Source organism: Marivirga tractuosa (assembly GCF_042140215.1).
In the GTDB taxonomy this organism is placed as follows: Bacteria; Bacteroidota; Bacteroidia; order Cytophagales; family Cyclobacteriaceae; genus Marivirga; species Marivirga tractuosa_A.
The window spans coordinates 2,991,485-3,009,937 of the sequence record NZ_CP159478.1; the positions used below are offsets into that span (position 1 = coordinate 2,991,485).

The following is an 18,453-nucleotide window of genomic DNA, read 5'->3' on the forward strand; positions in this document are numbered from 1 at the left end:
CTCAGGTTAAAACTTAGGAAATGGTTATACGATAGCAAAAAAAAGTGACAAGCATTAAATACCTATCACCTTTCTAAAATCTTTAGTAATAAATTCTAAAGTAATTCTAATACTTTTTCAGGTGGCCTACCTACCACTGCTTTATCTCCATTAATGAAAATAGGTCTTTCAATTAATTTTGGTTCAGCAATCATTGCCTCTATCCATTTTGAATCAGATAGATCTTTTCCTTTATACATTTCTTTGAAAACTTTCTCATTTTTACGAAGTAGATCTTCAGCTTTCATGTCCAGTTTCTTAAGGACATCTTCTAATTCTGCATGAGTGGGTATATTCTTTAAATATTCCACGATCTCAGGCTCAATTCCTTTCTCTTGTAGTATTTTTAAAGCTTCCCTGCTTTTCCCGCATCTAGGATTATGATAAAATCTCATAGTACTTGAATTTAAAAGTCTCTTTTTAAAAATAATAAAAAGGCTAAATCTTAAAAAATTACCCTATTGTTTCAACAACCAAATTATGGTTGGTATAAATACAGATATCAGCTGCAATATGTAAGCTTTCTCTTACAATATCTTCTGCTGATAAATTTTCACCTGCATGTTTCTTCAAAGCAGTTGCTGCTGATTGTGCATACATACTTCCAGAACCGATGGTAGCAATTTGATTATCCGGTTCTAAAACATCACCTGTTCCAGATATAATCAGAACTTCTTCTTTGTCCGCCACAATCATCATAGCTTCCAGCTTTCTTAAATAGCGATCTGTCCTCCATTCCTTTGCTAATTCAATAGCTGCTCGCTTCATATTGCCTCCAAAAGCATTGAGTTTTTCATCAAACTTTTCTAATAGATTGAAAGCATCTGCTGTAGAACCGGCAAAGCCAGTTACTATTTTTCCATCTTGTAATTTTCTGATTTTCTTTACATTGCTTTTAGCAACAGTATTTCCCATTGTAGCTTGTCCATCAGCTCCAATGGCTACTTGCCCTTTATGTACAACCGCACATACGGTAGTTGATTTTATTTTTGACATCTTAATATATTGGCTTAAATATTAGTAATAAAAAAGTCTCGTTTAAAACAACGAGACTTTATAATACAAGTTAATATAATTTTTAAATCAGTATTCTCACTGGGTCTTCTAACAATCCTTTTAAGGTTTGTAAGAATGCAGAACCAACCGCTCCATCGACTACTCTATGATCGCAAGAAAGAGTTACTTTCATTACGTTACCTGGAACTAATTGACCATCTTTCACAACAGCTGTTTGTTTAATTCCTCCTACTGCCAAAATACAAGCATCAGGTGGATTAATAATTGCAGTGAATTCTTCTACACCAAACATACCTAAGTTAGAAACTGTGAAAGTATTACCTTCCCAATCTTTTGGCTCTAATTCTTTATTTTTTGCTTTTTTAGCAAAATCCTTAGCTTCAGTTGCTATGTGCGATAGTGATTTATTATCAGCAAAACGAATTACAGGAACTAATAAACCTTCCTCAACCGCTACTGCCATTCCCACATGAACGTGATTATTTCTTCTGATTTTATCTCCCATCCATGAGCTGTTCACCTTAGGATGCTGACGCAATGATGCCGCAACCGCTTTAATCACCATGTCATTAAAAGATATCTTAACTGGACTCACTTCATTGATGCTCTTACGGGCCTCCATTGCTTTATCCATATTAATTTCCATGGTCACATAGAAATGTGGAGCTGTAAACTTGCTTTCAGAAAGTCTTTTAGCAACCGTTTTTCTCATCTGAGAAACCTTAACCTCTTCATAGCTTTCTTCGCCCACAACTTGAGGAATACTCATAGCCTGATCTGAAGAAGAGTCTTGCTTAGCTGATTCCTGAGATTTCTGCTTAGGCGTGAAGTTTTCAACATCAGATTTGATGATTCTACCATTACCACCTGAACCATTTACTTCTGCTAAATCAATTCCTTTATCTTTAGCAATTTTCTTAGCTAATGGGCTGGCAAATATTCTTCCACCATCTTTTCCATTTTTCTGCTTATTAGCAGCTTCAGCAGGTGGTGTTGGTTTAGGACTTCCTGAATCAGATTTGCTTTCAGATGATTTATCTTCAGATTTTTCGTTCTTTTCCTCTTTGTCCTCTTTCTTGCTTTCTCCTCCACCTGAAGATTTTTGCTCATGTGCTTTTAATAATTTCTCATAATCAGCACCCTCTTCACCAACAACAGCAATTACACCATCTATTGGAGCAGCATCTCCTTCTTTAATTCCAATATATAATAAGGTTCCGTCTTCGTAAGCTTCCAGTTCCATAGTGGCCTTATCAGTTTCTACTTCAGCCAATATATCCCCAGCTTCCACTTTATCGCCTTCTTTCTTCAACCATGAAGCAATCACGCCTTCTTCCATGGTATCACTCATTTTAGGCATGGTGATTAGGCTTGCATTCACATCCGAAGCATCAATTTCTTCTCCACTGTCTTTATCTGAGCCTTTATCTTCTTTTTTATCTTCATCTTCAGATTTTTCAGACTTATCAGAACCTCCACCGTTTTCGATTTCTTTCAGTAAGTCCTTAATATCTTCATCTTTTTCACCTATGATAGCTATTACACCATCAACGGGAACTGCATCTCCTTCTTTAATTCCGATGTGTAAAATCACTCCGTCTTCGTAAGACTCTAATTCCATTGTGGCTTTATCGGTTTCAACCTCAGCCAATATATCTCCTGATGATACCTCATCGCCCTCTTTAACTAACCATGAGGCTATTACACCTTCCTCCATGGTGTCACTCATTTTGGGCATTTTTATTACTTCAGCCATATATGTCGATTTCTATTAAACTTGTCAAAAATAATGGGAATTCAACCTTAATTCAAATTAATTGAAGTAAAGTATTAAGAATACCCTAAAACTTTCCTAATGTTTTAAATTTAGGTAAAATTAAAAAGCCCGCACCATTTAAGGAACGGGCCAAACAATAAATTTAAATTCTTTTATTCAGAAACTTCTGAAGTTTCTTTTTCATTATACGCTTTATTTAATCCAGCAATTACTTCATTCGTAATTTCCAATCCGTCATTTGCATATAAAACGTCACTTCCTCTTGAATAAGTTAAAACCAATTGAAGATTATTATCATCTCCATATTCTTTCAGATAATCACTGATGGTTTTATATAATTCATTGTTCAACTCTGCCTCTTTCTGACGTAATTTCATTGATAAATCTTCTTGATAAACCCTTAAATTCTGCTGCTTTTTCATCAAGTTTTCTTCCAATGCCTTTCCTTGCGCAACGGTTAAGTTTTGAGCAGTTCTTTGGAAGTCATTTATTTCATTTTGTAATCCTTGCGCTCTATTTTGATATTCTTTCTCGTATTTCTGAGATAGCTCACCTAACTCAGATTCAATTTCTTGCATGAAATCGTATTTTGCTAATAAAGAATCGGAATGAACATAAGCGATGGCTACATTTTGATATATTTTATCATCTTTTTGTTCAGTTGATGTATTCTCTTCTGCTTCTTCGCTTCCACTGAATTTGTCAATGAATAAATAGGCAACTGCAACGATTAAAATGATATTAAGTACTAATGATAAGTTTTTCATGTGTTTTTAAGTATTTTTAAAGATCACGTAAATTTCATCTTACGCGTGATTAAGATAAATTAGGTTTTACAAACGCTTGCAAAGTTAATCAAACAAATTAAAGTGCAAAGCTTATAAAAAGCAGATTCAAGCTAATTTATCATCTTTATTCTTATCCTCTTTTTTTGATTCTTTATATTCATATAAAAATTGATGATCAGGGTTGGTAAAATTATAATGTTCACCATCATCCTCAAACTCCTCTTCTTCCCAATCTTTTTCAAAATATAGTTTCAATTCAGCTTGTCCTGCAAATTCATTTTTCATCCATAAAGCCACTAGAAGTCCAGTTAATAAGCCCATTAAGTGAGACTCCCAAGAAATATGTCCATCCTGCGGCAAAACCCCGTAAAACATTCCACCATATAAAAGTAAAACAACAAATGAAAGTGCTAAAGAGGATTGATTTTTACGAAGTAACCCACTAAATAGAATAAAGGAAGCAATCCCGTAAATCACTCCACTTGCGCCAATATGATAGGCTTCACGAGCTATAATCCATACGAAAACACCCGTTACTATATAAATATAAAGCAAAGCCTTGAGGGCAATTTTATCATAGAAGAAAAAGAGAATGATAATCAATAGCATCAAAGAAAAGCTATTGGATAGCAAATGCAAAAAGTCACCATGGATAAAAGGGGAAGTAAAAATCCCGATAGTGCCCAATAAATGGCGAGGCATAATGCCAAAATGAGCAAAATTAGTTGCAAAACCCCATTCGGCAGCTTTCACCAACCAAAGGATTAAGATAATGTAGCTACCAAAGACTACACTCTGCCGAAAAAGAGATTTTTCTTTAGACATACATTAAAGATACGAATTTCCTGAAAAAAGGTCACAATTTTCAGAAGTAGATGTCTTGAGCAAGACGATAGGTATTGGCATGAGCCTCAATAATATGAGCAATTTTTTCAGAATAGCCACCTCCCATGCTTGCTACAACGGGAATTTCATTTTTATAACAATGTTCAAATACTACCTTATCCCTTTCTTTGCAACCGCCAATACTCATTCCCAACCTACCCAATTTATCCGTTGCCAAAACATCTACTCCAGATTGAAAAAAGATAAAATCAGGTTGTTGTTCATCAATTAATCGAGGTAGATTTTCTCTTAAGATTTTGAGGTAGGTTTTATCATCTGTCTTATCTTCCAATTCAATATCCAAATCCGATTTTTCTTTATGCATTGGATAGTTGCCTTTACCATGCATACTAAAAGTAAAAACATTTGGATTGTGTTGAAAAATTTCTGCTGTTCCATTGCCCTGATGCACATCCAAATCGACTACTAAAATCTTTTGGGCTTTATTATTTTTCAATAAATAATGAGCAGCTATCGCAATGTCATTTAACAAACAAAAACCCTCTCCCTTGTCTGTAAAAGCATGATGTGTTCCACCTGCAATGTTCATAGCTACACCGTATTGCAAAGCAAAATTAGCAGCATCAATAGTACCCTGATTAATTATTCTTTCCCTCTCCACCAAGGCTGCAGACAATGGAAAGCCAGTCCTTCTTTCTTCTTTCCTGCTTAAAGCTAAATTTTTGAGTTTCTGCCAATATTCTTCCTTATGAATAGCTAAAATATCTTCTTCAGACAATAATTCAGGCGAATAGAAATTGTTTTCCGTTACTGTTCCCTCATAAATCAATTGTTGGGGAAGCAATTCATACTTCTCCATCGGAAAGCGATGATTTTCAGGAAGAGGGTGTGCGTATTCTTTTCTGTAGGCGATTTTCAGCATCTAATTAAAAATATGTAAAGGTAACCCTAGATAGGTCTGTCTGTTTAATATTTGAATAATTAAATCGAAATTATAGTAAAAAAAGAACAAAAAAAATGCCGACCCTCTCGAATCAGCATTATATTATTTTATTGGACTATCTCATAACTTGTCATCTGCCCCTTGCCAATCTAGCAATTACAGATATGACCAGTAATACCAAAAATATATAAAAAATTATTTTTGCTATTCCCGCGGCTCCAGCGGCTATGCCTCCAAATCCTAATACAGCTGCAACTAGTGCAATAACTAGGAAAATTAAAATCCATCGTAACATAGTGTAGATTTAAGGTTAAAAAATGATTGTTAATCGAATTTATATTCTTTTGTACGAAATTGATTCAATAAAGATGTGAATTTTTATTTAACCTTCTATAATTCAAGTATTTACTCTCTACACTAAATAAGGTAACTAATCTAAATACCAATTTTTAGGATATCTTTAGGATCAAACATTTTTTTCAAAAAATGGTAAAAAAACAATCAATCTTATAGATCAATTCGCTGTTTTGGAATTAAATTTTGATATAGTCAATATTGAAATACCTACTCCGAACAAAAGTCCACTGAGGAAACCAATGCCTTCATTTTTAAATAAAAAACTTAAGGAAATACCTACTATTATCAATAGTATACTAATGATGTTTTTATTGCTCATATTAAGTAAATTAAAACTAAAATATTTTTTGAAATTAGTAGGTTTTAATACCTCTTTGAAGTCAATAGGATGGAATTATTAAATTTAATCAACATCATATTCTTCCTCATCAGACACAAAGGAGTAAAGCGTATCATCGAGTTTAAGATTATCCTCATTAAAGTCGGCAACAAATTTATTCATCACCTCATCATCCACTTCGTCTACATTCAGACCTATATCTAATCCTATCCCGTATTCTCCGCCATTGTCCATATCCACATGCTCCTGAACTTTCACCAATTCCTCATCTTCAATATCATCTATCATCTCAGCAATGTAAAGACCAATTTCTTCCTCTACATTATCCAATGTTCTTAAATCTCCATTTTCATCCTCTTGAAACTTGATTGGCTTAAAATTGGGGAATTTTTGTGCGGCTTTATGTTCCGCTAATTCATATACCTCACTAGCATGATGCAAGCGCAACGTATATATAACTGCATCATAAATTACTTCCTTCCCTTCATACATTCCTGTAAAACGGAAATGCTTATATTCATCATTATTATCTTCCGTATCAACTAAGACAAAGCTGTTTTTCTGTTGAGCAATTTTTTGCTTCAATTTGTCAATTTCTGCGGCATCGAAGCCAGGATTTTGAGCACTCATAATTTAATGGTTTGTATTTGGAAAATAAATTACATTATTTTTTCAGAAAACGCAATAAATTAAAATTTATTCACTCTTTTTACTGACACTTTCAAAAATACCATTAACAATTGCTAAAATTATCCCAAATAACAAGGCCCACCAAAAGCCTTCTACATAAAAACCATCAACCAAATAATCTGCTAACATAATCATTAAAGCATTGATTACCAGCAAGAAAAATCCTAGTGTGAATACTGTCACAGGAATTGTTAAAATAACTAATAAAGGCTTTAGCGTAGCACTGAAAAGTGCTAAAAATAAGGATACTACAAGGGCATCAAAAAAACCTTCAACATGGACTCCTGGAAGAATATAAGAAGCCACAATAACAGCTAATGAGGATAAAAGTAATTTGATTAAAAAATTCATTTACAGAAGTTTACATTTAAAAATATCTTTCTTCCAACACCTTTTGGTGATGTTTCCAATGTCCGACAATGATATACCATAAACTCAAAATTGAAATGGGCTTTCCATCTGCCTCCCCTTCCTTCTTGAGGATTTTATCGGGCATTGATTTAAATAAAGATAAGTGACTTTTTCTTAAATGATAAAATTCTTCCGCCATTTTTGATTTATCCTGACGGGAATATTCTGAGGCATCAGCATAATCATTTTCAGAAAACCCTGGAAGAGAAGCTTTTTCATCCCTAGCGAGAGAAAGTGCCCGAAAAGCCATAATACGCTCAGTGTCGATACAATGTTGCATTAACTGAGCCACACTCCATTTTCCCTTTTCGTATCTATATTTCCATTTATCATCTGGAATATTATTGATTAAAACAGATATTTCACTGATTTGATGCTTTAGTTCAGTTTCAATATCATCTTTTACTAAATCAACATATCCCTGGTAAAAAGGAGCGTGTACTAAGTTCATAAAATTTTATTTATTTTTTTATGGCATCCATTTTTTTGGCTACCTCTTCAGCTTCTGCCATTTTCAAGTCTGCCTTCTTTCTGTCAATACTGCTCAATTTATGATATTCCGCTAGAAGTTTTTTATATTCTTCATTTAACTTCTCTTTTTCTGACTTCTTTTTAAATAATCCAAACATAGTTTTATCTTTAGCAATGAGAACAGTCCCTTTTTCAATTTGTTTGAATTACTTTCAATCCATTCAAAAGGAATTTAATTAAATCCTGCTTTCTTTCAGGCATTTCATCCACAGGGAATTTAATACTAAGTTTTATGAAATCAGTATTTTGAAGATAATCTTCCAATTCCTCAATATTGATCTCATTAAGAAGTACGTAATTATTTGATTTATAATCGTAATTCCAAGGAGAATTATTAACACAAAAGAATACCTCTTTATGATTTTTGAAGTTTTCAATTAAAGCCTTTCCATATTTCTTTAAGAATTGACCTTGTAGATGAAAAGTAGAAGAAATGAAATTCCCCCAATAGAACATGGTTCGAAAAGCTAAAATATCATCTTTGGTGAAAAAAGCTGGAAAATCCAGCATCATGAATGGTAAGCGCTTATAATTTTCGCCTTTGGATATTTTCCCATGAACTAGATTTAATTCTTTTGGCAATTTACCTGTAAAAGGCTCCAGTTCTTTACGGATTTCCTCTTGCATTTCTTCTAAAAAATCCCATACTTTTTCCATCATCCTATATTTAATCAATAGTATAGTGGGGTCAGAAGCTAAATCTAATTCTTGGGTGGTGAATTTTGACATAAATAAAAAGGGTAGATTTTTAAACCTACCCTGTAAAGTTTTAATTCTAATTTCTAAACCTGATCAGGCTTTTGAATGATTTTTAAAACCACCTCATGCTGATCGTTATCCTTGTCCGTTAATTTAACTCTGACCATAGGATTATCCGCTTTAATTTTATCCTCTACATTAATAATTTTAAATTGACTTAACTTAGCCTCTATTTCTGGAGCCAATTCTTTAATTGCTTTTGCAAATTCCACTTCAAGCTGGCTAGGATTATATTGTTGAGTTATCATAATTCTTTTCTGTTTTTGTTAAATCTAATAATTTAAATAGAAAAATAATATCTATTATAAGATAATTACCATCTTATCAGGGCTGAACCCCAGGTAAATCCACTACCAAAAGCAGCTAAACATACCAAATCTCCCTCTTTTACCTTTCCTTCATGCCAGGCTTCACTTAATGCTATTGGAATAGAGGCAGCAGTTGTATTTCCATATTTTTGGATGTTATTATAGACCTTATCGTCTGATAATCCCATTTTGGATTGAATAAATTTAGAGATACGAAGATTAGCCTGATGTGGCACTAACATATTAATATCAGATGGTTTCAAATTATTGGCCTCTAATGCTTCGTTTATAACTTCCTGAAAGCGAACAACCGCATGTTTAAAAACCATATTTCCATTCATATAAACCTTATAACCCGAAGTATCCAATATTTGCTCTGGTTGTCTTTCCTCTCTTGGACGACTACTACCAGGATCTTTTACATATAATTCTTCAGCATAAGTTCCTTCGGCATGTAAGTGAGTGGATAGAACACCTTGCTCATCAGTCGCACTCATAATTGCTACTCCTACCCCATCACCAAAAATAACGGCAGTTGAACGACCTCTATCTGACATATCAATGGCTGTGGATTGGATTTCACCACCAACTACCATAATATTTTTATACATTCCTGTCTTAATAAATTGGTCTGCCACCGATAAACTATACACAAAACCTGAGCATGCATTTCTAATATCTAAACAACCTATTGTTCCCATTCCCATTTCACGCTGGAGTAAAACACTTGATCCTGGAAAGAAATAATCAGGTGTGATACTGGCAAAAATGATAAAATCGATATCATCATTTTTCATTTTTGCATTTTCCAAAGCCATATCAGCAGCTTTTTTAGCCATTTTTGCTAAGGATTCCTCTATCTCTGGATCAAAAAAGCGCCTTTCTTTTATGCCTGTTCTTTCAGTAATCCATTCATCAGTGGTATCAATCCACTTCGCTATATCATCATTGGTCACCACTGTTTGAGGTACGGCATGACCTAGGCCTACTATTTTCGAATTTTTCATATATAATTACTCGTTTCCGTTTCCTTTTACATTTGAAATAAAATATATTCCAAAATGCGACCCAATATAGAGCAATATTGAATTCTAATCAAAAATAGTAGTCATGCAGAGTATTTGTTGATACTTTGATTGACTATTGCTTATTCTTCAAACCAAGTTTTATAAAGCATATAATTTTTAGCTGTTCTTTCAAAAATCTCTTGCATCTCTCCTTCAATCTTCTTGACTTTTTTGGCGGGTACTCCTGCATAAATATACCCTGACTCAACTATAGTATTTTCCAGAACCACAGCTCCAGCAGCTACCATAGCACCAGACTGAACAATGGCATTATCCATCACAATTGCGCCCATTCCAACTAAGGCAGAATCTTCAATAGTACATCCATGAACAATGGCTTTATGTCCAATGGAAACCTTATTTCCAATTTTGGTGGATGCTTTTTTGTAGGTACAATGAATTACTGCACCATCTTGTATATTGGTTTTATCTCCAATGGTAATGCTATTAACATCACCTCTAACCACAGCACTCCACCAAATACTACATTCTTTCCCAATTTTAACATCACCTACAATTACGGCATTATCAGCTATATAAGTATTTTTCCCAATTTCTGGAGCAATACCATCACATTTTTTAATTATTCCCATTTTAAATTATTTTAAAATTATATATGTACCAACATTTTATATTAATGTATATTTTTAAGATTTTTATAAACTTTATGAAAGTTCAGTCGTTATTCGTGTGAATCAATAAAACCACTAATCTATGAAAATTTTAAAAACAACAAGCGCATTAGCACTAGCCGTAATTATGGCTGTGGCATGTACCTCCAATCCAAAGGGAGATGAAGCAAAGGTAAGCGAAGCAGAAGAAGTAACTGAATCTGAAGGCATGGAAATATCAGTATCTTCTGATGAAGCTGATATGGAATTTGTAGGTACAAAACCTACAGGTAGACATTATGGAAACATTGCTTTAAGTGATGGGTCAATAAAAGTTAAAGATGGAGAAATAACAGGTGGAAAATTCGTTTTCGATTTGAATGAAATCACCATTACTGATTTAAAAGATGACGAAGAAAATCATCAAAAATTGGTGGGGCATTTACAATCAGATGATTTCTTTGATGCTGAAAATCATCCTCAAGTTACATTTGAGCTAGTTTCTTTAAAATCTTTAAATCCAGACAAAACAGCTGAGAGCTATGATTCTTATCAAAACGATATGGAACAGCCAGCTGAAGATGAAAAAATTATGGAATTACCAGAATTTGAATTAGAAGGTGCAACTCACGAGGTTACTGGAAACTTAACTATGAGAGGTAAAACGCTAGCCATTACAGTTCCAGCAAAAGTTGAGGTGACTGATAATAGCGTTAAAGCTTTTACTAATTTCAGCATTGACAGAACGAAATGGGGCTTAATGTATGGTGATGAATCAAAAGCGACTGATAAGGCAAAAGATCAATTCATTTACAATAAAGTTGGAGTTGGATTTAATATTAATGCAAAAGCAAAAAATATGTAATTCTGATTCTTCTCAAGAAAAACTGAAGGTTGCTATTATTTTTTAGCAACCTTTTTTTATGCAATTTTGCCTGTAAATACATCGCTTTTGAAATCCATTAAAATCGACATATCAGCATTTCCTAATTATTGGGATTCATTATTAAATTGGACTGCTCAATTTCAATATGTGGCTATTTTCCATCCACAGCAAGTTGAACAATATCCTTTTGGTGCATTTCCTAAATGCATAGCAGTTGGAAATAAAAAATTAAACCTGAATGCTCCGTATTTCCAATCTCTTAAATCCCATATTCAAGAAAATCCGAACAATAAGCTTTTTGGGTATTTGGGTTATGACTTGAAAAATGAATTAGAAAAATTAGCTAGTGAAAACCTCTCCACAATCAATTGGAATCCAATAAATTTCTTCACACCAGAATGTATCATTTCATTTGAGGGAAAACATCTAATTATTCAGAGTGAGGATTCAAAACATTTTCAAAATGAAATTGAAAATACCCTTTCAAATAGCATCAATAAAATTGATGAAAAAACATCAGTTAATAACTTAAAGAAGTGGACAAGTAAAGATGAATACATTGATACAGTAAATACCTTAAGAAACCATATAGAAGAAGGTGATATTTATGAAATCAATTATTGCATCAATTTTTCTGCAAAAGCCAAAAACCTAAATCCTTTTAATGTATTTCAAAAGCTATGCGAGAACTCCCCTTCCCCCTTCGCCTCCTTCTTAAAAATGGATAAAAAATATATTATCTCTGCTTCTCCTGAACGCTTTATAAAGCTTAAAGATAATAAAATTATAAGTCAGCCAATTAAGGGCACTGCCCGTAGAGGTGAAACGTATTTAGAAGATGAAGAAAATAAAAAGCAATTGTCGGAAAGTGAAAAAGAACGAGCTGAAAACATGATGATAGTAGATTTGGTGAGAAATGATTTAGCCAAATCTGCCAAAAGCGGAAGTGTGAAAGTAGAAGAAATGTTTGGCATCTATAGTTTTCAACAAGTACATCAAATGATCAGTACAATCTCGGCCAATAAACGAGATGATATTCACTCAAGTGACATTATTCAAAATGCATTTCCAATGGGAAGTATGACAGGTGCACCCAAAATTAGGGCCATGCAGTTGATTGAAGAATATGAAAATTGTAAAAGAAACGTATTTTCAGGGAGCATAGGCTATTTCAATGGAGAAAATGAATTTGACTTCAATGTCCTCATCCGAAGTATTTATTATGATGAAGAAACTCAGTCCATAAATTATCAAGTAGGCAGTGCCATCACTTATGATTCCGATGCAGAAGCTGAATATGAAGAATGCCTTTTAAAAGCTAAAGCAATAGAAAAAACGCTAGGAATCATTTAATCCCAGAAATCTTAAAATTCCACAGGAAAATCTACTGCCATAATGTCATTTTCAATAATTATTGGCTACCTTTGCTTGTTATAAATTAAAACAACACAAAGCACTTTATAACTACCAAATATGAGTGAATTGATTAAAGATTTGGACATCATTGCCGAAGAAACCAAAACGGATGAATCTTGCGCTGTTCAGGTATCAAAAGAAGAAAATACAGGCAAAAGCCGAAAATTATATATTGAAAGCTATGGTTGTCAGATGAATTTCTCCGATAGTGAAATCGTCACTTCCATTATGAAGGAAAATGGTTTTGACACCACCAATGATTTCAATAATGCAGATGTGATTTTTCTAAACACTTGCTCCATCAGGGAAAAAGCTGAGCTAACAGTTAGGAAAAGATTGACGGACTTCAATAAAGTAAAAAAGAGTAAGCCAGAAATGCAAATAGGCGTTTTAGGCTGTATGGCTGAGCGATTAAAAACCAAGCTTTTAGAAGAAGAGAAAATCGTTGACATCGTAGCTGGCCCAGACTCTTACCGTGATTTACCGAATTTGGTAAAAACTGTAGACGATGGTGAAAAAGCAGTCAATACTTTCTTAAGCAGGGAAGAAACTTATGCGGATATCAGCCCAGTTCGATTAAATTCTAATGGCGTAACTGCATTTATTTCCATCATGCGCGGTTGTGACAATATGTGTTCATTCTGTGTCGTACCATTCACCAGAGGAAGGGAAAGAAGCCGTGATCCTTTTTCAATCGTAAAAGAAGCACAAGATTTATTTGACAAGGGCTATAGAGAAGTAACTCTTCTAGGCCAGAATGTAGATTCTTACAAATGGTCTGAGGAAATCAACAATAAAGCTAGGTTAGAGAAAATCGAGAAAAAAGAAGAAGTTGAGGTGATCAATTTTGCCAATTTGATAGAAATGGTAGCCAATGTTTCTCCTGACTTGAGAGTAAGGTTCTCAACTTCTCATCCAAAAGACATTACGGATGAAGTATTACATACTATGAAAAAGTATGACAACATCTGTAAATACATCCATTTACCTGCTCAAAGTGGTAACTCACGTATTTTAAAAATGATGAACCGAACTTATGACAGAGATTGGTACATCAACAGAGTGGATGCTATTCGTGATATTTTAGGTCCAGAATGTGGGATTTCCTCCGATATGATTTCTGGATTCTGTTCCGAATCGGAAGAAGAACATCAGGACACTTTGACCTTGATGGACTATGTGAAATATGATTTCTCCTACATGTTCTTTTATTCGGAAAGACCAGGCACTTTAGCTGAGAAAAAATATGAGGATGATATTCCTTTAGAAACCAAAAAAAGAAGATTACAAGAAATCATTAATAAGCAAAGAGCTCATTCTTCTGAAAGAAATCATTTAGTGCTGAATAAAATCCACAGAGTTTTAGTAGAAGGCACTTCGAAGAGGTCTGAAGAACAACTACAAGGAAGAAATTCAGAAAATAAAGTAGTAATCTTTCCAAGAGAAAATTATAAAAAGGGGGATTATGTTGATGTGTATGTAGAAGAATGCACAGGTGCAACATTAATAGGTAAAGCGGTATAATATTTTTTGCTTTGGATATACAAACTATCAAAAATAGATTCGGCATAATCGGAAATTCCGATCATTTAAACTTTGCCATTAAAGTAGCCATGCAGGTTGCTCCTACTGATATGACGGTGCTCATTACGGGTGAAAGTGGTGTTGGTAAGGAATCATTCTCCAAAATTATTCATCAATTAAGTGCCAGAAAGCATGGACAGTTTATAGCTGTAAACTGTGGCGCAATTCCTGAAGGGACTATTGATTCAGAACTTTTTGGACACGAAAAAGGCTCCTTTACAGGTGCTTACGATGCCAGAAAAGGTTACTTTGAAGTAACTGATAGCGGAACAATCTTCTTAGATGAAATAGGTGAAATGCCCCTCCCAACACAATCTAGATTATTAAGAGTGTTGGAGAATGGTGAATTCATAAGAGTTGGTTCTTCAAAAGTAATGAAAACCGATGTTCGGGTAGTTGCAGCAACGAATGTAAACCTTATTCAAGCAGTTGAGAAAGGAAAATTCAGAGAAGATTTATATTACCGCTTGAATACGGTCCCTATTTATGTTCCTCCATTAAGGGACAGAGGAGAAGATATTGAATTATTGTTCAGGAAATTTACCTCTGATTTTGCGGAAAAGCATCATGTAAATTCCATCAAACTAACTGAAGATGCTAAGCAAGCGTTGATGGCTTACCGCTACCCAGGCAATATACGTCAACTAAAAAATATAGCAGAACAAATTTCCCTTCTAGAAATGGAGCGGGAAATCGATAAGGATATATTATTAAAATATTTACCTCAGGAGGGCAACATGATGCCTGCTCTCTACAGAAGCCAAGGTAGTAATGGTGGTGATAAAGATAATTTCTCAGAAAGGGATATATTATATAAAATTCTTTTTGACATGCGTAATGATGTGGAAGAATTGAAAAAACTTGTCCATAATGTGTTGAAAAATGAAAATTATGGAGAGGAAATCATTAAGGATAATGAAGGCTTGTTTGAAGTAAAGCAAAATGAATTCAAAGAAAATGCTGAAGGAATCAGAACCCCATATTTATTAGACAGCCGAAAAGAGCAGGAAGATGATGTCAATGAAAGTTTTGATTTAGAAGATTATCAAGATGCAGAACATGAAGTAGAAGAGGAATCTTTATCCCTGGAAAAGAAAGAAAAAGAGATGATTGAACGGGCACTTTCCAAAAATCAGAACAAAAGAAAATATGCGGCACGGGATTTGGGTATTTCCGAGCGTACATTATACAGAAAAATTAAACAGTATGACCTTTAGAAGTATTTTAGCCTTTATATTTTTAGCGGTATTCACAAGTTCTTGTGGTGTTTACAGCTTCACAGGAGCTTCCATTTCTCCAGATATAAAAACTATGTCTATTCAATATTTTTATAATGATTCAGGAAATGGCCCGCCCAATTTACAACAAACTTTCACGGAAGAAATCAGGGATTATTATCAGCAAAACACTAGTTTAGAATTAATAGAATCGAGTGGAGATTTACAATTAGAAGGATCTATTACGGGCTACAGAGTTCAACCAATTGCCGTAACTTCTTCTGGAAATCCAAATTTGGCGGATGCTGCCGGAGCTCAAAGATTAACTATAACAGTCAAAGTGAGTTATGTAAATACAAAAGATGAGGTTTTTAATTTCGATAATAAGTCATTTTCCTTTTATGAAGATTTTGATGCAACTTCAACTACTTTAACAGCAGTGGAAGATCAATTGATTGAAACCATTACAGATCAAATAATTTTAGATATATTTAATGCATCAGTAGCAAATTGGTAAAATTTTGTAACTTTAATTCTTAAAAAAAGAACCAAGTGGACAAACAAAGGCTTACAACCCTCATAAATCAACCAGAAAAAATAGAAGAAACCGACTTCAGAGAGCTTTCTAAGCTGAAACAAGAATACCCCTATTTCCAAGCCATATCACCATTAATCACTATTGGTTCTAAAAATTATTCCCCTTCAAGTGAGAAAAAACTTTTGCAATCTGCTGCTATTTATGCTTTAGATAGAAAACATCTCAAAGAGATATTAACAAAAGACTATGAATCTTCATCTACTGAAAAAGTTGACGGTCAGCCTCAAGAACAGGAAATAAAAGTAGAGGAAAAAAATAATTTAGATAATCGAATTCAACAAGGACAAAATAGACCAGAAGATTATAAAGAAACCAGTTCTTATTCTCAAATTGAAGTGACCCCAGCTTCCTCCTCTCATTTACCAGCTTCCTTTTTTGATGAATTATTTAAAGAAATGGAAGCTTTAAAAGCTGAAAAAGAAAATTATAAGAAAACATTAGATAGGTTCGAAGCAAAAAAATCTAAGGAAGAAAAACCGAAAACTAAAGCTAAAACTACAAGTAAAACAGCTTCAAAAGCTACAAGCAAAAAAACTACTGCTACAAAAACTTCAACAACTAAAAAGACCACTCCAAAACCCAAAACGAGCAGCGCTAAAAAAACAAGTACAAGCACAACAACAGCTAAATCAACCACTAAAAAATCAACTGCTGCTAAGCCTAAGGAAAGTGCTAAGAAAACTTCAAGTGCAAAAGCTAAGAAAACAACCAAAACTGCTGAAAAAAAACCGAAAAAGGATGAGCATGATATAATTGAAGAAATAACTTCAAGAAAAGAATTGAAAATTAATGATGCTCATAAAAAAGAACAATTAAATATCATCAACAACTTTATAGAGAAAGAACCTGTTCTTACTAAAAGAATAGACCCTGATAATCAGCCGAATAAGCAAGAAGCTGAAGATCTTTCGGCAAGTAGTACAAATCTTTCTGATGATGTAGTTTCGGAAACTTTGGCAAAATTGATGATAAAACAAGGAAGAAAGCAAAAAGCCATTGATATTTACAAGAAATTAATTTGGAAATTTCCACAAAAAAAGACGTACTTTGTCGAAATTATAGATGAGTTAAAAAAAGAATCATAAATACATGTTAACATTATTAATTACTTTAATCATTTTAGTTGCCATTTTATTGGTGTTGGTAGTATTAGCTCAAAATTCTAAAGGCGGTGGTTTATCCAGCCAATTTGGAGGTTCTGGAGCTAGTCAGGTAGTAGGTGTAAAAAGAACAGGTGATATTCTAGAGAAAATCACTTGGGTATTGGCTATTAGTTTAGTGGTATTAAGCTTAGCTTCATCTTTTGTAATCAAAACTACAACAGTTGATACAGGTTTTACCAGTCCTAACATTGAAAAGGCTCAAGATGAAACTTTACTTCCTGGCATGGAAGGTGGAGAAGAAGGTTTATTACCTTCAACAGAAGGTGAAGGAAATACACAAGATCAAGAAGGTGGAAATCAGGAATTGATTGAAGGACTTGAAGAATCAGAAGAAGATAATTCTGAAGAGTAGTCTTTAAACTAAGTATAGATATTATTAAAGAAGGGAATCCGAAAGGTTTCCCTTTTTTCTTTACATCCTTTTTTATATGAATCTATGAGCAGATCAGCTTTTATACTCTAAATAAATTTCAACCAAAATACTATTTTAGGAGGAGTCACTTAAATACATATTCACCTAAATACCGCATCACTTCAGCCTCTTTTCCCCAACTCAATCACTTCCAACTTTTCTACTTTTCCCTTATTAATTTCAAATCTCATCATTGTTCTCATTTTATGAAAACCTTGATTTCCTGCTGCACCTGGATTTAGATAAAGCAAATTACCATGTTTAGGATCAGGCATAGCTTCTGAGGATATGAGAATGCCCACATATAAACACATCCGGCTTTTCAGATTCAATTAATTTCCTAACTCTTGGATTGTAAGAAGATGGCCTCCCTCCTATGTGCGTCATAAATATTTTCACTCCTTCCCTCTCAATAAATAAATTCTCTGGATAAGACCTTTGAAATTCAGGTGTATCGATATTTCCATAAACCACTAAAGTTGGGGCAATCTGATTTAGGTTCTCCATTATTTGACCTGCCTCGCCCACATCACCAGCATGCCATATTTCATCGCAATCTTTGAAGTATTTAGGGATAGTTTCATCCCAAAAGCCGTGAGTATCGGATATTAAGCCTATTTTCATTTAATTATTGAATGATTTTCTATTGACACATACCAAGGACCGGATAAGTATTTTAACCTTTGGTTAAAA

At 33.8% G+C, this 18,453-nt stretch carries 24 protein-coding genes; 7 read left to right on the forward strand and 17 right to left on the reverse strand.

Annotated elements, in window-relative coordinates; all coding sequences use genetic code 11:
* Positions 1–95: 95 nt before the first annotated feature.
* From arsC to ABWH96_RS13615, 15 genes are all read right to left on the reverse strand, one after another.
* On the reverse strand, positions 96–434 hold the full coding sequence (gene arsC / locus ABWH96_RS13545; protein ID WP_375578058.1) for an arsenate reductase (glutaredoxin): 339 nt from the start codon (positions 432–434) through the stop codon (positions 96–98).
* Positions 435–492: 58 nt separating this feature from the next.
* Complete coding sequence (hslV, locus tag ABWH96_RS13550) at positions 493–1,035, reverse strand: ATP-dependent protease subunit HslV (RefSeq protein ID WP_375578059.1); 543 nt, start codon at positions 1,033–1,035, stop codon at positions 493–495.
* 82 nt (positions 1,036–1,117) lie between these two features.
* On the reverse strand, positions 1,118–2,812 hold the full coding sequence (locus ABWH96_RS13555; protein ID WP_375578060.1) for a pyruvate dehydrogenase complex dihydrolipoamide acetyltransferase: 1,695 nt from the start codon (positions 2,810–2,812) through the stop codon (positions 1,118–1,120).
* Between the two features lie 173 nt (positions 2,813–2,985).
* Positions 2,986–3,600, reverse strand: a complete 615-nt coding sequence (locus tag ABWH96_RS13560; RefSeq protein ID WP_375578061.1) for an OmpH family outer membrane protein — start codon at positions 3,598–3,600, stop codon at positions 2,986–2,988.
* Between the two features lie 126 nt (positions 3,601–3,726).
* Positions 3,727–4,446 carry a rhomboid family intramembrane serine protease gene (locus ABWH96_RS13565; protein WP_375578062.1) on the reverse strand — a complete coding sequence of 240 codons (720 nt, stop codon included), beginning with the start codon at positions 4,444–4,446 and terminating at the stop codon, positions 3,727–3,729.
* 40 nt (positions 4,447–4,486) lie between these two features.
* Complete coding sequence (locus ABWH96_RS13570; protein ID WP_375578063.1) at positions 4,487–5,389, reverse strand: histone deacetylase; 903 nt, start codon at positions 5,387–5,389, stop codon at positions 4,487–4,489.
* A gap of 151 nt (positions 5,390–5,540) precedes the next feature.
* Positions 5,541–5,705, reverse strand: a complete 165-nt coding sequence (locus ABWH96_RS13575; protein ID WP_375578064.1) for a DUF1328 domain-containing protein — start codon at positions 5,703–5,705, stop codon at positions 5,541–5,543.
* A 465-nt stretch (positions 5,706–6,170) separates the two neighbouring features.
* Positions 6,171–6,737, reverse strand: a complete 567-nt coding sequence (locus ABWH96_RS13580) for a hypothetical protein (protein ID WP_375578065.1) — start codon at positions 6,735–6,737, stop codon at positions 6,171–6,173.
* Between the two features lie 66 nt (positions 6,738–6,803).
* Positions 6,804–7,148, reverse strand: a complete 345-nt coding sequence (locus ABWH96_RS13585) for a phage holin family protein (protein ID WP_375578066.1) — start codon at positions 7,146–7,148, stop codon at positions 6,804–6,806.
* 16 nt (positions 7,149–7,164) lie between these two features.
* Complete coding sequence (locus tag ABWH96_RS13590; RefSeq protein WP_375578067.1) at positions 7,165–7,659, reverse strand: DinB family protein; 495 nt, start codon at positions 7,657–7,659, stop codon at positions 7,165–7,167.
* Between the two features lie 10 nt (positions 7,660–7,669).
* Positions 7,670–7,837: a Lacal_2735 family protein gene (locus ABWH96_RS13595; RefSeq protein ID WP_375578068.1), complete on the reverse strand. Its 168-nt coding sequence runs from the start codon at positions 7,835–7,837 to the stop codon at positions 7,670–7,672.
* Between the two features lie 34 nt (positions 7,838–7,871).
* Entirely contained in the window at positions 7,872–8,468 is a 597-nt protein-coding gene (locus ABWH96_RS13600) for a hypothetical protein (RefSeq protein ID WP_375578069.1), read from the reverse strand.
* Between the two features lie 53 nt (positions 8,469–8,521).
* Positions 8,522–8,746 (reverse strand): hypothetical protein, encoded by a 225-nt coding sequence (locus tag ABWH96_RS13605; protein WP_375578070.1) that lies wholly within the window; start codon positions 8,744–8,746, stop codon positions 8,522–8,524.
* Between the two features lie 65 nt (positions 8,747–8,811).
* A complete protein-coding gene (locus ABWH96_RS13610) occupies positions 8,812–9,813 on the reverse strand; it encodes a 3-oxoacyl-ACP synthase III family protein (RefSeq protein ID WP_375578071.1) in 1,002 nt (333 codons plus the stop codon).
* A gap of 140 nt (positions 9,814–9,953) precedes the next feature.
* Complete coding sequence (locus ABWH96_RS13615; RefSeq protein ID WP_375578072.1) at positions 9,954–10,466, reverse strand: gamma carbonic anhydrase family protein; 513 nt, start codon at positions 10,464–10,466, stop codon at positions 9,954–9,956.
* A gap of 121 nt (positions 10,467–10,587) precedes the next feature.
* Between ABWH96_RS13615 and ABWH96_RS13620 the strand changes: the two genes are divergently transcribed.
* From ABWH96_RS13620 to secG, 7 genes are all read left to right on the forward strand, one after another.
* A complete protein-coding gene (locus ABWH96_RS13620) occupies positions 10,588–11,349 on the forward strand; it encodes a YceI family protein (RefSeq protein WP_375578073.1) in 762 nt (253 codons plus the stop codon).
* An 87-nt stretch (positions 11,350–11,436) separates the two neighbouring features.
* Positions 11,437–12,723, forward strand: coding sequence for an aminodeoxychorismate synthase component I (gene pabB, locus ABWH96_RS13625; RefSeq protein ID WP_375578074.1), 1,287 nt, complete (start codon positions 11,437–11,439; stop codon positions 12,721–12,723).
* 120 nt (positions 12,724–12,843) lie between these two features.
* Entirely contained in the window at positions 12,844–14,310 is a 1,467-nt protein-coding gene (gene miaB, locus ABWH96_RS13630; protein WP_375578075.1) for a tRNA (N6-isopentenyl adenosine(37)-C2)-methylthiotransferase MiaB, read from the forward strand.
* Between the two features lie 11 nt (positions 14,311–14,321).
* Positions 14,322–15,587, forward strand: a complete 1,266-nt coding sequence (locus tag ABWH96_RS13635; RefSeq protein WP_375578076.1) for a sigma-54 interaction domain-containing protein — start codon at positions 14,322–14,324, stop codon at positions 15,585–15,587.
* Positions 15,577–16,104 carry an LptE family protein gene (locus ABWH96_RS13640; RefSeq protein WP_375578077.1) on the forward strand — a complete coding sequence of 176 codons (528 nt, stop codon included), beginning with the start codon at positions 15,577–15,579 and terminating at the stop codon, positions 16,102–16,104. Before ABWH96_RS13635 ends, ABWH96_RS13640 begins: the two co-directional genes overlap by 11 nt.
* Before the next feature lie 35 nt (positions 16,105–16,139).
* A complete protein-coding gene (locus ABWH96_RS13645) occupies positions 16,140–17,270 on the forward strand; it encodes a hypothetical protein (protein ID WP_375578078.1) in 1,131 nt (376 codons plus the stop codon).
* 4 nt (positions 17,271–17,274) lie between these two features.
* Positions 17,275–17,700 carry a preprotein translocase subunit SecG gene (secG, locus tag ABWH96_RS13650; protein ID WP_375578079.1) on the forward strand — a complete coding sequence of 142 codons (426 nt, stop codon included), beginning with the start codon at positions 17,275–17,277 and terminating at the stop codon, positions 17,698–17,700.
* Between the two features lie 182 nt (positions 17,701–17,882).
* Here the strand turns inward: secG and ABWH96_RS13655 are convergent, their stop codons facing one another.
* Both ABWH96_RS13655 and ABWH96_RS13660 read right to left on the reverse strand, forming a co-directional pair.
* Positions 17,883–18,035, reverse strand: coding sequence for a hypothetical protein (locus ABWH96_RS13655; protein WP_375578080.1), 153 nt, complete (start codon positions 18,033–18,035; stop codon positions 17,883–17,885).
* On the reverse strand, positions 18,028–18,384 hold the full coding sequence (locus ABWH96_RS13660; protein WP_375578081.1) for a metallophosphoesterase family protein: 357 nt from the start codon (positions 18,382–18,384) through the stop codon (positions 18,028–18,030). The genes ABWH96_RS13655 and ABWH96_RS13660 overlap by 8 nt, the downstream gene beginning before the upstream one ends.
* Positions 18,385–18,453: the final 69 nt, after the last annotated feature.

Bases quoted from the DNA above. Each gene is read 5' to 3' on its own strand.
- arsC (WP_375578058.1), bottom strand. From the start codon at position 434: ATGAGATTTTATCATAATCCTAGATGCGGGAAAAGCAGGGAAGCTTTA.
- hslV (WP_375578059.1), bottom strand. From the start codon at position 1,035: ATGTCAAAAATAAAATCAACTACCGTATGTGCGGTTGTACATAAAGGG.
- ABWH96_RS13555 (WP_375578060.1), bottom strand. From the start codon at position 2,812: ATGGCTGAAGTAATAAAAATGCCCAAAATGAGTGACACCATGGAGGAA.
- ABWH96_RS13560 (WP_375578061.1), bottom strand. From the start codon at position 3,600: ATGAAAAACTTATCATTAGTACTTAATATCATTTTAATCGTTGCAGTT.
- ABWH96_RS13565 (WP_375578062.1), bottom strand. From the start codon at position 4,446: ATGTCTAAAGAAAAATCTCTTTTTCGGCAGAGTGTAGTCTTTGGTAGC.
- ABWH96_RS13570 (WP_375578063.1), bottom strand. From the start codon at position 5,389: ATGCTGAAAATCGCCTACAGAAAAGAATACGCACACCCTCTTCCTGAA.
- ABWH96_RS13575 (WP_375578064.1), bottom strand. From the start codon at position 5,705: ATGTTACGATGGATTTTAATTTTCCTAGTTATTGCACTAGTTGCAGCT.
- ABWH96_RS13580 (WP_375578065.1), bottom strand. From the start codon at position 6,737: ATGAGTGCTCAAAATCCTGGCTTCGATGCCGCAGAAATTGACAAATTG.
- ABWH96_RS13585 (WP_375578066.1), bottom strand. From the start codon at position 7,148: ATGAATTTTTTAATCAAATTACTTTTATCCTCATTAGCTGTTATTGTG.
- ABWH96_RS13590 (WP_375578067.1), bottom strand. From the start codon at position 7,659: ATGAACTTAGTACACGCTCCTTTTTACCAGGGATATGTTGATTTAGTA.
- ABWH96_RS13595 (WP_375578068.1), bottom strand. From the start codon at position 7,837: ATGTTTGGATTATTTAAAAAGAAGTCAGAAAAAGAGAAGTTAAATGAA.
- ABWH96_RS13600 (WP_375578069.1), bottom strand. From the start codon at position 8,468: ATGTCAAAATTCACCACCCAAGAATTAGATTTAGCTTCTGACCCCACT.
- ABWH96_RS13605 (WP_375578070.1), bottom strand. From the start codon at position 8,746: ATGATAACTCAACAATATAATCCTAGCCAGCTTGAAGTGGAATTTGCA.
- ABWH96_RS13610 (WP_375578071.1), bottom strand. From the start codon at position 9,813: ATGAAAAATTCGAAAATAGTAGGCCTAGGTCATGCCGTACCTCAAACA.
- ABWH96_RS13615 (WP_375578072.1), bottom strand. From the start codon at position 10,466: ATGGGAATAATTAAAAAATGTGATGGTATTGCTCCAGAAATTGGGAAA.
- ABWH96_RS13620 (WP_375578073.1), top strand. From the start codon at position 10,588: ATGAAAATTTTAAAAACAACAAGCGCATTAGCACTAGCCGTAATTATG.
- miaB (WP_375578075.1), top strand. From the start codon at position 12,844: ATGAGTGAATTGATTAAAGATTTGGACATCATTGCCGAAGAAACCAAA.
- ABWH96_RS13640 (WP_375578077.1), top strand. From the start codon at position 15,577: ATGACCTTTAGAAGTATTTTAGCCTTTATATTTTTAGCGGTATTCACA.
- secG (WP_375578079.1), top strand. From the start codon at position 17,275: ATGTTAACATTATTAATTACTTTAATCATTTTAGTTGCCATTTTATTG.
- ABWH96_RS13655 (WP_375578080.1), bottom strand. From the start codon at position 18,035: ATGCCTGATCCTAAACATGGTAATTTGCTTTATCTAAATCCAGGTGCA.
- ABWH96_RS13660 (WP_375578081.1), bottom strand. From the start codon at position 18,384: ATGAAAATAGGCTTAATATCCGATACTCACGGCTTTTGGGATGAAACT.